The 16,970-nt window shown below is 39.1% G+C and carries 16 protein-coding genes; 11 read left to right on the forward strand and 5 right to left on the reverse strand.

Translation table 11 applies throughout. From position 1 onward, the window contains the following. Nucleotides 1–20 precede the first annotated feature (20 nt). The 8 genes from argF to ACFSCX_RS24505 all read left to right on the forward strand — a co-directional run bounded on the left by argF (nt 21) and on the right by ACFSCX_RS24505 (nt 9,819). Entirely contained in the window at nt 21–953 is a 933-nt protein-coding gene (gene argF / locus ACFSCX_RS24470; protein WP_377930957.1) for an ornithine carbamoyltransferase, read from the forward strand. 116 nt (nt 954–1,069) lie between these two features. Continuing rightward, complete coding sequence (locus tag ACFSCX_RS24475; protein WP_377930882.1) at nt 1,070–2,290, forward strand: argininosuccinate synthase; 1,221 nt, start codon at nt 1,070–1,072, stop codon at nt 2,288–2,290. Between the two features lie 235 nt (nt 2,291–2,525). After that, nucleotides 2,526–3,920 carry an argininosuccinate lyase gene (gene argH / locus ACFSCX_RS24480; RefSeq protein WP_377930883.1) on the forward strand — a complete coding sequence of 465 codons (1,395 nt, stop codon included), beginning with the start codon at nt 2,526–2,528 and terminating at the stop codon, nt 3,918–3,920. 104 nt (nt 3,921–4,024) lie between these two features. Next, nucleotides 4,025–4,819: a basic amino acid ABC transporter substrate-binding protein gene (locus tag ACFSCX_RS24485; protein WP_377930884.1), complete on the forward strand. Its 795-nt coding sequence runs from the start codon at nt 4,025–4,027 to the stop codon at nt 4,817–4,819. Nucleotides 4,820–4,900: 81 nt separating this feature from the next. After that, entirely contained in the window at nt 4,901–5,557 is a 657-nt protein-coding gene (locus ACFSCX_RS24490; protein ID WP_377930885.1) for an amino acid ABC transporter permease, read from the forward strand. Further along, entirely contained in the window at nt 5,554–6,276 is a 723-nt protein-coding gene (locus ACFSCX_RS24495; RefSeq protein WP_377930886.1) for an amino acid ABC transporter ATP-binding protein, read from the forward strand. Before ACFSCX_RS24490 ends, ACFSCX_RS24495 begins: the two co-directional genes overlap by 4 nt. Nucleotides 6,277–6,399: 123 nt before the next feature. Beyond that, nucleotides 6,400–7,896, forward strand: coding sequence for a glycerol kinase GlpK (gene glpK / locus ACFSCX_RS24500; protein WP_377930887.1), 1,497 nt, complete (start codon nt 6,400–6,402; stop codon nt 7,894–7,896). 273 nt (nt 7,897–8,169) lie between these two features. Next, nucleotides 8,170–9,819, forward strand: a complete 1,650-nt coding sequence (locus ACFSCX_RS24505) for a glycerol-3-phosphate dehydrogenase/oxidase (protein WP_377930888.1) — start codon at nt 8,170–8,172, stop codon at nt 9,817–9,819. A 35-nt stretch (nt 9,820–9,854) separates the two neighbouring features. On the opposite strand, the gene ACFSCX_RS24510 is transcribed toward ACFSCX_RS24505, so the two are convergent. The 4 genes from ACFSCX_RS24510 to ACFSCX_RS24525 are packed head-to-tail and all read right to left on the reverse strand — an operon-like array spanning nt 9,855 to nt 13,244. Then, nucleotides 9,855–10,463, reverse strand: coding sequence for a response regulator transcription factor (locus ACFSCX_RS24510; protein ID WP_377930889.1), 609 nt, complete (start codon nt 10,461–10,463; stop codon nt 9,855–9,857). A gap of 12 nt (nt 10,464–10,475) precedes the next feature. Beyond that, nucleotides 10,476–11,597: a sensor histidine kinase gene (locus ACFSCX_RS24515; protein ID WP_377930890.1), complete on the reverse strand. Its 1,122-nt coding sequence runs from the start codon at nt 11,595–11,597 to the stop codon at nt 10,476–10,478. After that, entirely contained in the window at nt 11,594–12,337 is a 744-nt protein-coding gene (locus ACFSCX_RS24520) for an ABC transporter permease (RefSeq protein WP_377930891.1), read from the reverse strand. The genes ACFSCX_RS24515 and ACFSCX_RS24520 overlap by 4 nt, the downstream gene beginning before the upstream one ends. A gap of 13 nt (nt 12,338–12,350) precedes the next feature. Continuing rightward, nucleotides 12,351–13,244 carry an ABC transporter ATP-binding protein gene (locus ACFSCX_RS24525; protein ID WP_377930892.1) on the reverse strand — a complete coding sequence of 298 codons (894 nt, stop codon included), beginning with the start codon at nt 13,242–13,244 and terminating at the stop codon, nt 12,351–12,353. 164 nt (nt 13,245–13,408) lie between these two features. Between ACFSCX_RS24525 and ACFSCX_RS24530 the strand changes: the two genes are divergently transcribed. Then, nucleotides 13,409–13,546, forward strand: coding sequence for a hypothetical protein (locus ACFSCX_RS24530; protein ID WP_377930893.1), 138 nt, complete (start codon nt 13,409–13,411; stop codon nt 13,544–13,546). Nucleotides 13,547–14,090: 544 nt separating this feature from the next. On the opposite strand, the gene ACFSCX_RS24535 is transcribed toward ACFSCX_RS24530, so the two are convergent. Then, complete coding sequence (locus ACFSCX_RS24535) at nt 14,091–14,282, reverse strand: transcription initiation factor TFIIIB (RefSeq protein WP_377930894.1); 192 nt, start codon at nt 14,280–14,282, stop codon at nt 14,091–14,093. A 154-nt stretch (nt 14,283–14,436) separates the two neighbouring features. Here ACFSCX_RS24535 and ACFSCX_RS24540 point away from each other — a divergent pair, with 154 nt between their 5' ends. After that, nucleotides 14,437–15,486, forward strand: a complete 1,050-nt coding sequence (locus ACFSCX_RS24540) for an ArsR/SmtB family transcription factor (RefSeq protein WP_377930895.1) — start codon at nt 14,437–14,439, stop codon at nt 15,484–15,486. Beyond that, nucleotides 15,467–16,690, forward strand: coding sequence for an MFS transporter (locus ACFSCX_RS24545; protein ID WP_377930896.1), 1,224 nt, complete (start codon nt 15,467–15,469; stop codon nt 16,688–16,690). The genes ACFSCX_RS24540 and ACFSCX_RS24545 overlap by 20 nt, the downstream gene beginning before the upstream one ends. The last annotated feature ends 280 nt before the right edge of the window (nt 16,691–16,970 follow it).

The raw sequence follows: 16,970 nt of genomic DNA on the forward strand, positions 1-16,970 counted from the left end.
AGGATTGGGTAGGCCCGCAAATGAAACATAAGGATTTATTGACGTTAGATCAGTTAGAAGCAATTGAACTTACGTCTCTTTTATCAGAAGCGATTCAATTGAAAAAGATGCAAAAGCAAGGGATTCCACATCCCTATTTAAGCGGAAAGGTACTTGGGTTGATTTTTGAAAAGTCTTCAACAAGAACAAGGGTTTCGTTTGAGGTAGGGATGCTCCAGCTTGGTGGTCATGCTATCTTTCTTAGTTCAAAGGATATTCAATTAGGTAGAGGCGAAACAGTGTCAGATACGGCAAAGGTGTTGTCACGTTACGTGGATGGGATTATGGTTCGGACATTTGCGCATCAGTCCATTGAGGATTTTGCCCAAAATGCAACGGTACCAGTGATTAATGGTCTGACTGATTTACACCATCCATGCCAGGTGCTTGCTGATTTATTGACGATTCTAGAGCATAAAGGAAAGCTTACAGGTCTTAAAATGTGTTATGTGGGCGATGGAAATAATAATATGACCCATTCACTAATCGAAGGTGCCGTTAAAGCCGGTATGCATATGAGTGTGGCAAGTCCAATGGGATACGAACCAAACAAAGGCATCGTGAATCGAGCGCTAGAAGCAGCGAAACAAATGGGAAGCTCCATCGTCATCACAGATGACCCAGTGGAAGCAGCTCAAGATGCCGATGTGATTGTCACAGATGTCTGGACGAGTATGGGAATGGAAGATGAATATGAAGAGCGTATGCAAATTTTCCAGCCGTATCAAGTGAACGCCGAGCTTTGCCAGCATGCTAAAAAAGATTATATCTTCTTGCACTGCTTACCTGCCCATCGAGGTGAAGAAGTAACGGAAGACATTATTGACGGACCACATTCGGTTGTGTTTGATGAAGCTGAAAATCGACTTCATGCACAGAAGGCTGTGTTAAAAGCGTTGCTAGGAAAAAATTAACTTATTTTTTTTGTTGATTATAAATAAATATACAGTATAATAAATATTAATACAGAAGGGGCGCGGAGGCTGACTCCATCTCCCCTATGAAATTTTTAGAGGAGTGAACTAATCAAATGGCAAAAGAAAAAATCGTTTTAGCATATTCAGGAGGATTGGATACCTCTGTTTCAATAAAATGGATTCAAGAGAAGTATGGATATGATGTGATTGCGTTAGGTCTTGATGTAGGAGAAGGGAAGGATCTAGAAGCGATCAAAAACAAAGCACTAAACGTTGGGGCAATTAAGGCATACATGGTCGACGCAAAGGAAATGCTGGCAAAGGATTATATCGTTCCTGCGTTAAAAGCGAACTGCTTATATGAAGGAAAATATCCTTTATCATCAGCTCTATCACGTCCGCTTATTTCGAAGCTATTAGTCGATGTAGCCAAGCAAGAAGGAGCTGTCGCTGTCGCGCATGGTTGTACAGGAAAAGGAAATGACCAGGTTCGCTTCGAGGTTTCGATTCAAGCATTAGATCCAGACTTAAAGGTAGTCGCTCCTGTTCGTGAGTGGGGCATGACAAGAGATGAAGAGATCAAGTATGCAGAGGAAAATGGGATTCCGATTCCTGTTGACTTAGATAACCCATTTTCAATTGATGCCAACATTTGGGGACGTGCTTGTGAGGCAGGTGTGCTTGAAGACCCGTGGGCAGAAGCGCCTGAGGCTGCTTATGACTGGACGAATCCAATTGAAAAAACACCAGATGCAGCGGAGTATGTAGAAATCGAGTTTGATCAAGGAGTTCCTGTTGCCCTAAACGGTGAACAGCTGGAACTTGTGACTTTAATCGAAACATTAAACGAGCTTGGAGGAAAGCATGGAATTGGACGAATTGACCATATTGAAAACCGTTTAGTTGGGATTAAATCGCGTGAAGTGTATGAAAATCCAGGTGCCCTTATATTAATTAACGCTCATAAAGAGTTAGAGTTTTTAACACTTCCACGCGAAATTACTCAATTTAAAACGTTAGTTGATCAGCAAATGACAAAGATTATTTACGATGGATTATGGTATTCACCACTGAAAAATGCCTTAGAAGCGTTTGTTGATGAAACGCAAAAAGTGGTGTCTGGTACGATTCGCGTGAAGCTTCATAAAGGGACTCATTTTGTAGTAGGACGTAAGTCTGTTCATAGCTTATATAACGAAGAACTAGCCACTTACTCAAAAGGAGATGCATTTGACCATAATGCTGCGGTCGGCTTTATTAAGCTTTGGGGTCTTACAACGAAGGTGTATTCACAAGTAAATCAAGAAAAAGAGACTGTCTCTTCGAATAAATAGATTGTTAGCCTGCAAAACTTTAATAGCATGCTCACCATTAACTTTAGGAGCATGCTCATTTTATCCCGTTCCAACTAGCGCTAAGACCCCCCTTCAAAACTTTAGATGAATCGAGAAGTTTAAGGGGGGGATAAGCGCCAGTAAGAACCCGATTGGTTCAACTAACAATCAGTGGGGGATGAGGAACACCCCCACTGATTGAAGTTTCACTATATTAAACGGTGGAGGTAACGAAATGTCAAAACTATGGGGTGGCCGATTCACAAAGGAGACGAATAAGCTCGTAGAAGAGTTTACGGCATCGATCTCGTTTGATCAAAAATTGGCACTAGAGGATGTGGAAGGTAGCCTTGCCCATGTTCAAATGCTTGGTGAATGTGGAATCATTCCGCATGAAGATGTGCAAAAAATTAAGGCTGGTCTTCATTTGATAAAAGAAAAAATAGAAGCTGGAACGATGAACTATACGGTAGAGCATGAAGATATTCATATGAATATTGAAAAACAACTAATCGATTTGATTGGGCCAGTTGGAGGAAAGCTGCATACAGGAAGAAGTCGAAATGATCAAGTTGCCACCGATATGCACCTTTATTTAAACAGAAAAACAAAAGAGATGATTCACCTTGTCGAAGCGGTTCAACATGCCTTATTGAATCAAGCAAAAGAGAATGTCGAAACGATTATTCCGGGCTATACTCATCTTCAGCGTGCACAGCCAGTGTCTTTTGCTCATCATCTGTTGGCTTATTTCTGGATGTTTGAACGTGATAAAGAACGTCTGCAAGACAGCTTGAAGCGTGTGAACTGGTCACCTCTTGGTGCAGGAGCTCTAGCAGGTACAACATTTCCAATTAATCGAGAGCGTTCGGCGGAGTTACTTGGATTTGAAACGGTGTATCCGAACAGCATGGATGCGGTAAGTGACCGGGATTTTATCGTAGAGTTTTTATCGATTGCATCACTTCTAATGACTCATATTTCAAGATTTTCTGAGGAATTAGTAATCTGGTCGAGTCAAGAATTCCAATTCATTGAACTGGACGATTCCTTTTGTACAGGCTCTAGTATAATGCCACAAAAGAAAAACCCTGACGTACCAGAGCTCTTACGTGCAAAAACAGGCCGTGTCTATGGCAACTTAATCGGACTTCTCACTGTATTAAAAGGATTGCCACTGGCTTATAACAAAGATATGCAGGAAGACAAAGAGGGAATGTTTGATACAGCTGAGACGTTAGAGGGCTCTCTTCAGCTTCTTGCGCCGATGATTGACACCATGGTAGTGAAGAAAGAGGTCATGCGAAAAGCAGTGAATCAAGACTTCTCAAATGCGACTGATATAGCCGATTATCTAGTAACGAAGGGAGTGGCATTTAGAGATGCTCATGAAATTATTGGCAAAATTGTATTATTTGCCATTGGCGAAGGCAAGTATTTATTAGATTTAACCATGGAACAGTACAAACAGTTTAGCCCACTTTTCGAAGAGGATATTTATACCGTACTATCACCAGAGCATGTGGTAGGAGCAAGAAAAAGCTATGGGGGAACTGCTCCGACTCAAGTTATGGATCAAATAAAATTAGCAAACCAAAGATTGCTAAAACAAGAGATTCGACATATTTAATTAAGATAATACAAAATTCGACAAAAATATATTGATAATTATTAATTCGTATGTATAATTATAAATAACAGATAATTAAAACACAATAAGGGGAGCAGCAACATATGAAATCACAAAAAAAGGTATTATTTATTATTTTTACTGTCCTTACAATGATGATTCTGGCAGCCTGCGGTCAATCAACGTCAACAAGTGAAACTCTAAATGTTGGTACCGATGCAGCGTTTGCTCCATTTGAGTATATGGATAAAGGGGAAATGGTCGGATTTGATGTTGATTTACTAGCAGCTGTAATGAAGGAAGCTGGATATGATTACGAATTAAACAACATTGGATGGGACCCATTATTCGCATCCATTCAGGGAAAAGAATTAGATTTAGCTATCTCAGGTATTACAATCAATGAAGAGCGTAAGCAAACGTATGATTTCTCTGTACCTTACTTCCAATCAACACACATGATTGTATTTAAAGAAGGCGCTGGTATTACAAATGCGAACGATTTAGTAGGAAAGAAGGTCGGGGTACAAAATGGTACAACCGGTCAATCGGCTGCTGAAAAAATAATGGGAGTTAATAGTCCTACTAATATGAAGTACGAGAATACAGCTGTTGCATTTATGGCTCTAGCTAATGGTGATGTTGAGGCAGTGGTAACAGACAATGTGGTGGCAAGTGAATATGTGAAAAACAATCCTGACGCTAAGGTGGAAGCTATTGAAGATCATACAAACTTTGAATCTGAATTCTATGGTTTAATGTTCCCAAAGGGAAGCGAATTAAAACCGAAGTTTGACGAGGCTCTAAAAACAGTTATTGAAAACGGAACGTATGCAGAGCTTTACAAAAAATGGTTCGGTAAAGAAGTAAATGTAGAGGAACTATTAAAGGCTGAATAAAAACTACAAGTAGCGTAACGTATGCTCGTTGCGCTATTTTTTATAAAAGCAACAAGAAACGCATCATTCAGGAGGTCAATTATGGATTTTCGTTTTGATATTGTCTTAGATTATTTTCCATTATTTTTAAAAGGGACAATGTGGACAATCCTTCTTTCCTTATTAGGAATATTGATTGGTACAATTTTAGGATTATTGATTGGTTTAGGAAAGATGTCATCTATAGCTGTAATCCGCCTACCATTTATATGGTATATCAATCTTTTTAGAGGAACACCTTTTTTTGTTCAAATCCTTTTAATACATTTCGGACTCATGCCTATATTTATGTCACCTGTCAACCCGATTGCAACGGGTGTTGTAGCATTGTCATTGAATGCAGCTGCTTATATTGCGGAGATATTCCGAGCTGGTATTCAGTCTATTGATCGAGGACAAATGGAAGCAGCAAGATCACTCGGTATGAACCATATTCAGTCAATGCGCCATGTTATTTTACCACAATCCTTTAAACGTATGATTCCTCCGCTTGGTAATGAATTTATCGTTCTATTAAAAGAATCGTCACTATTGGCTATTATTGCAGCACCTGAGCTTATGTATTGGGGACGAGCTGCTCAAGGGCAATATTATAGAGTTTGGGAGCCGTATTTAACTGTTGCCATTATTTACCTTGTTTTAACCTTAACATTAACCTATCTATTAAACCACGTAGAAAAGAGGTTTAAGACAGAATGATATCCGTACAAGGTTTGAAAAAATCATTTGGACAATTAGAAGTGTTGAAAAACATAAATGCTGAAATAAAACAGCAGGAGGTCGTGGTTGTCATAGGGCCTTCTGGATCTGGAAAATCCACCTTTTTACGCTGTTTAAACTTGTTAGAATCTGTTACAGATGGACATGTTTATATAAAGGGAATTGACCTTGCAGACAAAAAGACGAATATAAATGAAGTTCGAAAAGAAGTGGGAATGGTATTTCAGCAATTTAATTTGTTTCCACATAAAACAGTGTTAGAAAACATCATGCTCTCACCTATGGTCGTTCGAAAATGGGATAAGAAAAGAGCCGAGCAAAAAGCAATTGAATTATTAAAAAAGGTTGGTTTGGGTGATAAAGCTTATGTCTTTCCAGATTCCTTATCTGGTGGCCAGAAGCAACGTGTAGCCATAGCTAGAGCCCTAGCGATGGAACCAAAGATCATGTTATTTGATGAACCAACTTCTGCATTAGATCCAGAAATGGTAGGAGAGGTTCTTGAGGTCATGAAGCAGCTTGCTCAAGAGGGGATGACCATGGTTGTCGTGACTCATGAGATGGGCTTTGCAAGGGAAGTTGGCGATAGAGTGATATTCATGGATGGTGGATATATTGTAGAAGAGAATATCCCTTCAGAACTTTTTACAAATCCACAAAATGAGCGAACAAAAGCATTTTTGAGCAAGGTTTTATAAATGAAGGAGTCGGAGAAGTAGCTTATATAGCTACTTCTTTTCCTTTTCTTTCTAATTTTCTATAATGAGAATATATGTAGAAATAGGAATGAATTGTATTTTAATAGAATAGGGGGCGTTTCTTTGCAAAAGTATATTCTTTCACTTGATCAAGGTACTACAAGCTCAAGGGCGATATTGTTTAATCACAAGGGAGAGATTGTCCATATTTCGCAAAAGGAGATTACGCAATACTACCCAAAGCCGGGATGGGTGGAACAGGATGCGAATGAAATTATCGGGTCTGTTTTTTCGTGCATTGGCTCATGCTTAAAGGAAGCAGGTGTAAGTGCTTCCCAAATTGCTGGCATTGGCATCACAAACCAGCGGGAGACAACGGTAATTTGGGACAAAAATACGGGTAAACCAATTTATCACGCAATCGTTTGGCAATCAAGACAATCATCCTCTATATGTGAAGAACTCAAAGATAAGGGACTTGAACCAACGTTTCGAGAAAAAACAGGTCTCGTGCTTGATCCATACTTTTCAGGCTCAAAAGTAAAGTGGCTGCTCGATCATGTAGAGGGAGCAAGAGAAAAAGCAAATGAAGGCAGCCTTTTATTTGGAACAATTGACACATGGCTTATTTGGAACCTATCCGGCAGACGTACTCACGTGACAGACTATACGAACGCATCAAGGACGCTATTATATAACATATATGAACTGAAATGGGATGAGGATCTGCTCACATACTTGGACGTTCCAAGTTCTCTACTCCCAGAAGTAAAGCCATCCTCAGGATTGTTCGCTCACACATTACCAGAGGAATTTTTCGGGCAACAGATTCCAATAAGCGGGGTAGCTGGTGATCAACAGGCAGCTCTGTTTGGTCAAGCATGCTTTGAAAAGGGAATGGCGAAAAACACGTATGGAACAGGCTGCTTTATGCTCATGAACACGGGTGAGAAGGCAGTATCATCCGAGCACGGATTATTAACAACGATTGCTTGGGGGATAGACGGTAAGGTGGAATACGCTCTTGAAGGAAGTGTATTCGTAGCCGGCTCAGCTGTTCAATGGCTTCGAGATGGACTTCGAATGATTAAAGCGGCAAAGGATAGCGAGTTATACGCAGAGCGAGTACAATCGACGGACGGGGTGTATGTGGTCCCTGCCTTTGTCGGACTTGGAACACCATATTGGGATAGTGACGTCCGCGGTGCCGTTTTTGGGATGACAAGAGGAACAACAAAGGAGCATTTCATCAGGGCAACATTAGAATCCCTTGCCTATCAAACAAAAGATGTTTTAACCGTTATGGAGAAGGAATCAGGTCTTGCATTAAAAGAACTCCGAGTAGATGGAGGAGCTGTTATGAATAATTTCTTAATGCAATTCCAAAGTGATATATTAGGTGTTTCGGTAGAACGCCCGGTTGTAAATGAAACCACGGCCCTTGGCGCTGCATATTTAGCAGGATTAGCTACTGGCTATTGGGATAGTAAGGAAGAACTGAAAGAACAACGGATGACAGACAAACATTTTCATCCAACAATGAGTGAGAACGACCGAGATCAATACTATACCGGCTGGAAAAAGGCAGTAAGCGCAGCTCAAATGTTTTCATTGAAATAGGACCCCATGGAAGCCGATAGTGAAAAAATATAGCAAAATAACATACAAAAGCAGCATGAAAAACAGTTAATACGCTTGGAGGATAAATATATCCAAGTGTTTTTAGGGCCTCTAAGGAAAAAGTCTGATCAATTCCTTGCTTCTTTGAATAGCGCAACCAAGCATTTTGACCAATTTGAAATAAGACAGCCATCACCATGTATACAATAGAAGAGGGAATCCACTTTAGGAGGTGAAACACCAGCTGAGACGAAACCGTTCACTGGTACTCACATGAATTTTTCAGCACTTGAAAGGCAAGCAAGATGGAATACGATACGTAAACAAAAGTGGGACGTCATTGTCATCGGCGGTGGAATAACGGGAGCTGGCATCGCGCTTGATGCAGCGAGCCGTGGGATGAAAGTCACACTATTGGAGATGCAAGATTTTGCAGCAGGAACGTCGAGTCGTTCCACAAAGCTCATTCACGGCGGTTTGCGTTATTTAAAGCAATTCCAAGTAAAGCTTGTCGCGGATGTTGGAAAGGAACGAGAGATAGTGTATGAAAATGGACCACATGTAACAGAGCCTGTCCGAATGCTATTGCCTATTTATAAGGGAGCAACATACGGGAAGCTTGCAACTTCTTTTGCTATATCTGTATATGATTTTTTAGCGGGTGTGAAAAAGGAAGAACGAAAAGAAGTGCTATCAAAGAAAGAAACGATTAAGCGTGTCCCCTTTATTAAAAAAGAAGGATTGGTAGGAAGTGTTCGTTACGTAGAATATCGAACGGACGATGCAAGGCTCACGATTGAGGTCATGAAAAAAGCCAATGAGTTAGGGGCCATGCCAATTAACTATGCAAAAGTAACGAAATTTCATTATGATCAAGATGATAGAATAATAGGCGTCCGTGCGATAGATCAATTGACGAATGAAGTATATGACGTACATGGATCCATCATTATTAATGCGACTGGTCCGTGGAGTGATATGGTTAGAGACTTCGATAGAAAGCAGGGGGATGGAAAGTACCTACTTCGTACGAAAGGAGTCCACGTTGTCATTGATCAAATGAAGCTGCCCTTAACACAAGCCGTGTATTATGATACACCGGATGGACGGATGATTTTTGCCGTTCCAAGAGGAAATAAGGTGTATGTTGGAACAACAGACACCGTCTACGAGAAGGATCTTGCTCATCCGTATATGGATAAGACTGACTTATCATATCTATTAAAAGCGATTGATTATATTTTTCCAGATGTAAAGATTACTAAAAAGGATATTGATTCAAGCTGGGCTGGGCTTCGTCCTCTTATTCATGAAGAAGGAAAAGCACCCTCGCAACTATCACGAAAGGATGAAATATGGGAATCAGCATCAGGTTTGATGACGATTGCAGGAGGAAAATTAACGGGTTACCGGAAAATGGCTGAACATATCGTGAACTTGGCTGCGAAACGGCTTGATCAGAAGTTTGACCGTTGCCGAACGAAAGCCCTTCCTATATCGGGGGGAAATGTTGGTGGCTCTAAGGGGTTTAAACGATTTGTCTACACGAACCGATTGAAGCTGCAAGAAGTTGGGTTATCAGAAGAAGCTGCCGATCGGCTTGTTCGCTTTTACGGTTCCAATATCACAACCATAATTAAAGAAATAAGCATCTACAAGCGGTCAGCAAAGACTCAAAATCTCCCATTAGACCTCATCATTCCAGTTTTATACGGTATTAAGCATGAAATGATGGTTACACCTTGTGATTATTTTATTCGGAGGGCGTCCTCCTTACTTTTTGACATTGATTCCTTCAAGGAACAGGTCGATGATGTCATTTCTTATATGAAGTATGTGTTGCTCTGGACTGAAGAGGAAGAGAGAAAGTATAGAGGAGAGCTTGAGAGAGAGCTAGATTATGTCACCTTAGCTTTACGATAAGAAAAAGGGGCCATCATTCGTTTGTTGTGATGGCCTTATTCTTTTAACCAGCCTTTATTTTCGGCAATTCCGATTGCTTCAATTTTATTTTTTGCATCTAGTTTTCTAAAAACCTCTGACAAATAGTTGCGAATCGTTCCATCGGATAAAAACAACGTTTTGGCAATCTCCTTCGAGGTTTTTCCGCTTTTCGCAAGCTTTAAGACTTCAAGCTCCCTTTCGGAAAGAGGATTCGTATCCTCCCAAACGGCAAACGAAAGCTCGGGACTAATAATCCGTTTTCCTTCCATCACCTTACGAATATAGTGAGCGAGTTCATCACTTGGACCATCTTTTAGTAAGTACCCGTAGACACCTGCCTTCATTGCTCGTTGAAAATATCCGGGTCTAGCAAAAGTGGTGAGCACCATCACCCTGCAAGGATGGTTTTGTTCCTTTAGCTTTTCGGCAACATCAAGACCAGAAAGAACCGGCATTTCAATATCAACGATACAAAGGTCAGGCTGCTTTTCGTCAATCATCAGTAATGCCTCAGCCCCGTTGGTTGCTTGACCGATAACTTCAAAATCCTCCTCTAAATCTAGCAGGATGCCAAGAGCACCTCGTAGCATACCTTGATCCTCAGCTATCACAATTTTTATCATCATACTCCACCTTTACGCTGTTGATTCAACACTATTTCGGATAATTTTCGGTAACGATATATGAATGGTAGTTCCTTTATCTTCATGTGTATCGATATGAAACGTTCCATCGATAAGTCGGATTCTCTCCATCATACCAAGGAGCCCGTTTCCATTAGCTGATTTCTGGTCAATTCCTGTGCCGTTGTCTTTCACAGTCAGAACAAATTTATCAATGTCCTCTTTTATTTCGATGATACATTTGGTACCTTCGCTATGTTTGATCACATTAGTTACTGCTTCTCTTAAACACATTCCGAGAATATTTTCGTGAAGCTTAGGCATTTTGACATTGTTGATGGGACCTAACAACGTTAATTCAAACTGTGCGGCTTCTAATATACTTCTTACATTTGCAAGTTCCTCTGTAATTTTGATTAAATTCATATCACTTACTAGCTCTCTTACTTGACGTAATGTCGATCTTGACGTTTCCTTGATTTCCTTTATTTCATGGATTGCAAGGTCAGGATTTCGTTTAATCATTTTTTCAACGATTTCGCTCTTAAGCGTAATTAAAGATAACGTGTGACCAAGTGTGTCATGTAAATCTCTAGCAATTCGTTGCCGCTCTTCACGTTTAATTAATTCATTGATTTGTTGATTCGCAGAGTTTAATTTCTGTTGAAGCAGCTGATATTTTTTATTGGCTTGAATGGCAAAAGGAGTAAGCACTATGATGAAAATTGGTGCCAATGTTGCAATGAAAAGGGGGGAGCTTATCGGTACATCATGAATGATGATCGATGAGATAAAGATCCCGATTATACATAGTACTGTTATCCAATGGATGATTTTATTTTGAATCAAATTTAATAGGTTAATAGGATAAAACCCTACATAAATAAACATAGGATTAAAAAAACTGCAAAATACAAAGACAATTATTAGCTCAATTGTTAAATGAATGTTAAGAAATCGTGGTCGCCAATAGCTTTCCCGGTAAACAATGACAAGCAGAAGAACCAAAGCATATCCGAAGATTGCTTTGGTTAATGGTTCTTGTGAAATTCCGAATAGCGGAAAGATGAGATAGCTTAGCCAGAATAGTGGCAAGCTTTTAAACCTTTCGGGAAATAGCCTAAACGGCTTCATGATATCGCTTCCTGTCTTTTGGATATATATACAGATAATACCATAAAGATGACTAAGTAGAGGAGTAAAATTCCTGCATCTACCAATTGAGGGGATTCACCCGCAAGAATATTCCATGCGCCATGCCCATATCGGTAGGTTGGTAGCCACTCGCCAATGTTTTGAACGATGGTAGGCATGATTTCAAGCGGCATCCATAGTCCTCCTAAAATGGCTAAGCCGAGGTGGACAATGTTACTAAAAACTTGCGCAAGCTCCGTCGTCTTACTAGTTCCGATCAAAACACCAAGCGCAAGAAATGGTAATGCCCCAATCCAAATCCATAGACCGCAAAGAATCCATTGCCACACAGTCAGCTCGATCCCTTTTACGAAAATGCCGATGATAAATAACAGAAGAATAATCCCAATATTTAAGATGGCTTGTGTCACAATCTTAGAACTTAGGTACACCCAGCCTGGCAGAGGAGTAACCTTTAACTGTTTCACCCAGCCTTGTGTTCTCTCCTGCGATAACCTGATGCCAAGTGTACTAATGGCTGCACCGATTACACTAAATACGGTCATGGACATGAGGTAATAAGCTTTCCAATCAGTTCCTCCAACCTGTGTGTCATCACCAATGACACTTGAAAAGATAAAATAAAACACGACAGGCATGGCAATCGAAAACATCACAAAAAATTTATTCCGAACGGTTCGTTTGAATTCAGCCTTACATTGAGAAAATAACATATTCATGAGAGTACACTCCTTACGAGATTTGTTTTTCAGGACTATTGGTTAAAAATTCGAACGCTTCATCTAGTCGACCTCGCTGGACCTCAATGTCATAAACATCTAAATTGTGTTTGATAATATGCTTGAGTAACTGATCCGTGTCAGAAGAGTAAAGCTTGATGGAACCAGCAGATTCTTCCACTTTAGTTACCAACGGTAATGCATCTACATTTACATTCCCTCTTGTTTTAAGCTGGATATACTTTGACGTTGCATTTTCCTTTAAGGAGGTTGGACTACCGTCAGCCACGATTTTTCCTTTATGAATGACCACTACTCGGTCTGCTACTTGATCGGCTTCCTCCAGATAGTGGGTAGTCATAATAACGGTTTTTCCTTCTTTAGCAAAAGCACGAATCGTCTCCCAAAACATCCTTCTTGACGCAACGTCCATTCCAACCGTCGGTTCATCTAAAAAAAGAATAGAGGGATTGCCAGCAATAGCTTGTGCAAATCCAAGTCGTCTTCTCTGTCCACCAGATAAGGAGATAGACATTTTCTTTCGTTCATCTTCTAGTCCCGCCATTTGAAGGAGCTGTTCGGTTTGGAGACTTTTGGGATAAAAGCTTCGAAACATATCAATACACTCCTGAACAGTTAAACCATCAATGGTGGAGTTCTCTTGAAGCAATGCTCCAATTTTTTGTTTTGTTTTCATATCCTTTGGTGAGCCAGTTAACACCTCAATTGAGCCTGCTGTTTGGTTTAATAGCCCTAAAATCAACGAAACCAATGTTGTTTTCCCTGCACCATTAGGACCAAGTAAAGCAACAACACTACCTTCTTTGATTGTTAAACTAATATTATCAACAGCCGTATGATTCTTAAAACGCTTCGTTACATTCTTCAATTCAATAATCGGTTTCATGGATTCACCTTCCTTAAAGTTCTAATCTAAGAATAATAAATCTGGAAAATACAAGTTAGTACGTTATGTCATTTCTTTCATATGACATTTGTCAGGAATTGAATAGGGATAAGGATTTTGACAAACCTTAAATACGTACAAAATCGAAATGAGGTGAGAAATACATGCCAATGAGAGACAGTCATAAAGGACAGCAAAAGAAGATGAAAAAAGGAAGTAATGCGATTGGACAAGACCGTGATTACGGAAATGACCTAGCAGAAAAGAATCATAATGAACGGATGGATAAAGGAAAGCGCTAAAATGAATGTTGCCTGTATCAAATGGATACAGGCTTTTTACAAGAGTCCAATGACAATGTTGGTTACAACAGCAAACGAGTCAGAGTTGTTGATAAAAAAACAAAGTCGCTGAAACGAGAGAGTTGCTGATAAATTTTTGAACGTTGCTGATAACAGAGTTGCTGTTAAAAAAACAAAGTTGATGAAACGAGAGATTTGCTGATAAATTTTTGAACGTTGCTGATAAAGTGTTCAGAGTTGCTGTTAAAAAAACAAAGTTGCTGATAACGAGTGAGAGTTGCTGATAAATTCAAAAAGTTGCTGATAAAAGTTCGGAGTTGCTGATAAATCACACAAAGTTGCTGATAAATCACACTAATATGCTGATACACGTCATAAGGCTGCACCTGTCAGTTGGAAAATGACTAAAATTTCCTCACATTTTTACTCGGAACCGATCATAGTATTGTAGATTTCAATAATGGACCCATTTTTTTGAGTTAAAAGCGATTTTTACTGAAATATGAGCTCTTCTTCACATCCGAGCTAACTCGTAGCTTTTTTATTAAATGGTCCCTTTAAATTTCTCTGGCTTTTTTACATAGCCTTCGATGATATACCCACAATCCGTACAAATAATATAATCAATTTCTGAACCAAAACTCATTTTATTATCTGGATACATCACTCCATATCCGGCGTGCTTTCCTTTTCCTAATTCTTTTCCGTGACATTTTGGACATTCTGTTGGTTTCATTCCATACCTCCTCTCCTCGTTCTAGTGCACTATATGGAATTACGAATGTACGATGAAAATGTTTCAGATTTCAGACAACAGAATAATTCGAAAAATATTGAATTTATAATTCAAATAATTTAGAATTAGTTTTATCCAAGTTTAGGGGGTAAACATGAAAACAATAAATGAACCAGTCTCACAAGAAACCGTCACTATAACCGTAGACTTTTCTCCAGTCTGGGAAATTATAGTAGGAATTGCAGGCTATACATATCAAACATTACGCCACACGTTTGAGTTCGATGAGAAGTGGAAAGAGAATCAATCATCAATGTCTACAAAGCTACTAAACAATCTGAGTGAAATCGAAAAAACAAATTTATGGTATGGTCTTCTGTTAATGCAGAATAAATTATCAGCCCGATCTATTCAAGAATTCATTCATGCCCTTCATTCATTAGCTCCAGAAGATTTCTATGAAACTCTGTTACCTTATAAAAATCGATCACATGAAGAGTTTAGAAAAGAAGCAGCAAAAAATGTAGATCGTATTATTCAGTATTCTAGCCTTTTTGAGGAGCATGATTATTTGGAAGGATACATAGTAACTCTTAGTGAAAAAAAGCAACACGAAATTGTTCAATTGTTTTCTGAGATTATGACAGAGTGGTATGAGTGGATTTATACAATTGTCGATTGGGAAAAATGGATGAAGGTTCTTTCACTAGAAAAAAGTAAACATCATACGATTGATTCAACTAACCCAATAGAAGAGGTTAAGCGAGTGACAGAGGGAGCAAAATATACAATGGAGCCTTCTATTTGGAATATTAAACTCATTCCACACGTATCTTACCGCCCTTGGATTTTAGAACAACGTACTTCTGACACAAAATTATTCTATTATCCAATTAATGATGAAGCGTTTCAAGAGCCTGGTATACCACCAAAGGGGCTCATTCGAGGTCATAAAGCACTAGGAGACGAACTTAGGTTAAAGTTATTGTTTCAGATAATAAAAGGCCCCCTATCTCTTCAGGATCTAAGCGCGAAATTTAATGTATCCAAAACGGCATTACATCATCAGCTATCCTTACTGAAAGCGGCAAAATTTATTTCTGTTCATAAAGGTATCTATTCAGCAAATCCTACTCAAATTCAGTCGTTTACTTCACTTCTTGGACAGTATTTAGGGACTAATTATGAAAATGTCAAAGAATAAATCATTTAAAGCGTTATGGACCGGACAGATTATCTCGGAGTTTGGAGGAGCCGCAGGAGGAATTATTAATGGGCTACTATTATATGATTTAACAGGTTCAAAAGAATGGATGGGGGTTCTATGGCTTGTTTACTTTTTGCCATCCCTTGTTGTGCAAGGGATAAGTTCACCATTTTTAAATCATGTTTCAAAAGAAAAACTACTTAAGAGTATTCAGGTTATTCGATCATGTTCCTATCTATTGCCCCTCATAGGATATCTCAGTGGAAATGAAATAGGCACCATTGTTGGATTGGTCATGTTGCAATGTATATTAGGGCTTGTGCAGCCTATTTTTGCTAGTCTATCCTTTTCACTTTTACCAGAATTATGTGAGGAAAATGACCTCGTACATGCAAATAGTTTATTAGATGGGACACTGAGACTTATGAGTTTTATAGCACCTGGTGTTACCGCATTACTTCTTTTAGTCAGTCCTTTTCATGTTCTATATGTATTATCTAGCCTCATGTTTTTGCTTAGCTATCTTTCACTATCAAAAATTCCTCATACTCCTGTGACAAGAGTGGCAGCCTGGTCTAAGAAATTTTGGTGGGATGAAATAAAAGTAGGTTATCAAGCGTTCTTTCGTTTTCCTCATTTAGTAAGGCTCACCATGCTTTCATCATTGGTTCAATTTGCAGTAGGGGCTACAATGGTTATAAATGTTCCGTTTATTCGTAGCGAATTAAATGGAGAGCCTTGGGAGTACGCCATTTTTTCAGGAATGTTTCCGATTGGATATGCGCTAGGAATGATACTGCTTACTAGGTTACCTAAAAATGATAGGTCCATGTATGTAGGATTAATGGGGGGAGGATGTTCTTTTGTTCTTTTGTACTTTGTCCCTTGGATTCCGTTAGCGTGGGCGTGTGAATTAATTGGTGGTATGCTATTTCCTCTGTTCAATGCTCAAAGTGCAGCAATTTTTCAGCGTGAGGCACCAAGAGAGCGATTGGCTCAATTAAGCTCCGTTCGTCTGCTTTTCTTGCGTGTTACAATGCCACTAGGTATTCTGTTTGCCTCATCCTCTTATTTTGATATAAGTACACGATTTACTTATTTATTTATTGGGCTGGTTATTACACTACCTGGTTTGTTTTATCTCATTAGAGTCCCACTAAAGAAGGATTCGTTACAAATCTATGAGGGTAAAACAGGGTAAAAGATAGAGAGTTGAAGTGAAAATTAAATTTACAATTCTTACTAATAGAGTTATAATTTGAAAAGATAAAAGCAAAGGGGCCTGGAAAACATGAAAGTAATTTGTTCAGATCACAAGAATCAATCGAATTCAATTTTTTAACAGCCCACTTTTATCTGTATGGATGTAATGTAGTGTAGTGTAAAATTTATATTTACATGTACTCACCACAGATTGGTCGTCTGTGGTTTTTTAGTATGTAAAAAACGAATGTACGTTCTTGTGTTAAGGAGGAAAAACC

Origin of the sequence: Bacillus salitolerans, assembly GCF_042680805.1 — a bacterium.
GTDB classification, from domain to species: domain Bacteria; phylum Bacillota; class Bacilli; order Bacillales; family SA4; genus Bacillus_CJ; species Bacillus_CJ salitolerans.

Coding starts and splice junctions, on each gene's coding strand:
- argF (WP_377930957.1), top strand. CDS start 21: ATGAAACATAAGGATTTATTGACGTTAGATCAGTTAGAAGCAATTGAA.
- ACFSCX_RS24475 (WP_377930882.1), top strand. CDS start 1,070: ATGGCAAAAGAAAAAATCGTTTTAGCATATTCAGGAGGATTGGATACC.
- argH (WP_377930883.1), top strand. CDS start 2,526: ATGTCAAAACTATGGGGTGGCCGATTCACAAAGGAGACGAATAAGCTC.
- ACFSCX_RS24485 (WP_377930884.1), top strand. CDS start 4,025: ATGAAATCACAAAAAAAGGTATTATTTATTATTTTTACTGTCCTTACA.
- ACFSCX_RS24490 (WP_377930885.1), top strand. CDS start 4,901: ATGGATTTTCGTTTTGATATTGTCTTAGATTATTTTCCATTATTTTTA.
- ACFSCX_RS24495 (WP_377930886.1), top strand. CDS start 5,554: ATGATATCCGTACAAGGTTTGAAAAAATCATTTGGACAATTAGAAGTG.
- ACFSCX_RS24505 (WP_377930888.1), top strand. CDS start 8,170: ATGAATTTTTCAGCACTTGAAAGGCAAGCAAGATGGAATACGATACGT.
- ACFSCX_RS24510 (WP_377930889.1), bottom strand. CDS start 10,463: ATGATAAAAATTGTGATAGCTGAGGATCAAGGTATGCTACGAGGTGCT.
- ACFSCX_RS24515 (WP_377930890.1), bottom strand. CDS start 11,597: ATGAAGCCGTTTAGGCTATTTCCCGAAAGGTTTAAAAGCTTGCCACTA.
- ACFSCX_RS24520 (WP_377930891.1), bottom strand. CDS start 12,337: ATGAATATGTTATTTTCTCAATGTAAGGCTGAATTCAAACGAACCGTT.
- ACFSCX_RS24525 (WP_377930892.1), bottom strand. CDS start 13,244: ATGAAACCGATTATTGAATTGAAGAATGTAACGAAGCGTTTTAAGAAT.
- ACFSCX_RS24530 (WP_377930893.1), top strand. CDS start 13,409: ATGCCAATGAGAGACAGTCATAAAGGACAGCAAAAGAAGATGAAAAAA.
- ACFSCX_RS24535 (WP_377930894.1), bottom strand. CDS start 14,282: ATGAAACCAACAGAATGTCCAAAATGTCACGGAAAAGAATTAGGAAAA.
- ACFSCX_RS24540 (WP_377930895.1), top strand. CDS start 14,437: ATGAAAACAATAAATGAACCAGTCTCACAAGAAACCGTCACTATAACC.
- ACFSCX_RS24545 (WP_377930896.1), top strand. CDS start 15,467: ATGAAAATGTCAAAGAATAAATCATTTAAAGCGTTATGGACCGGACAG.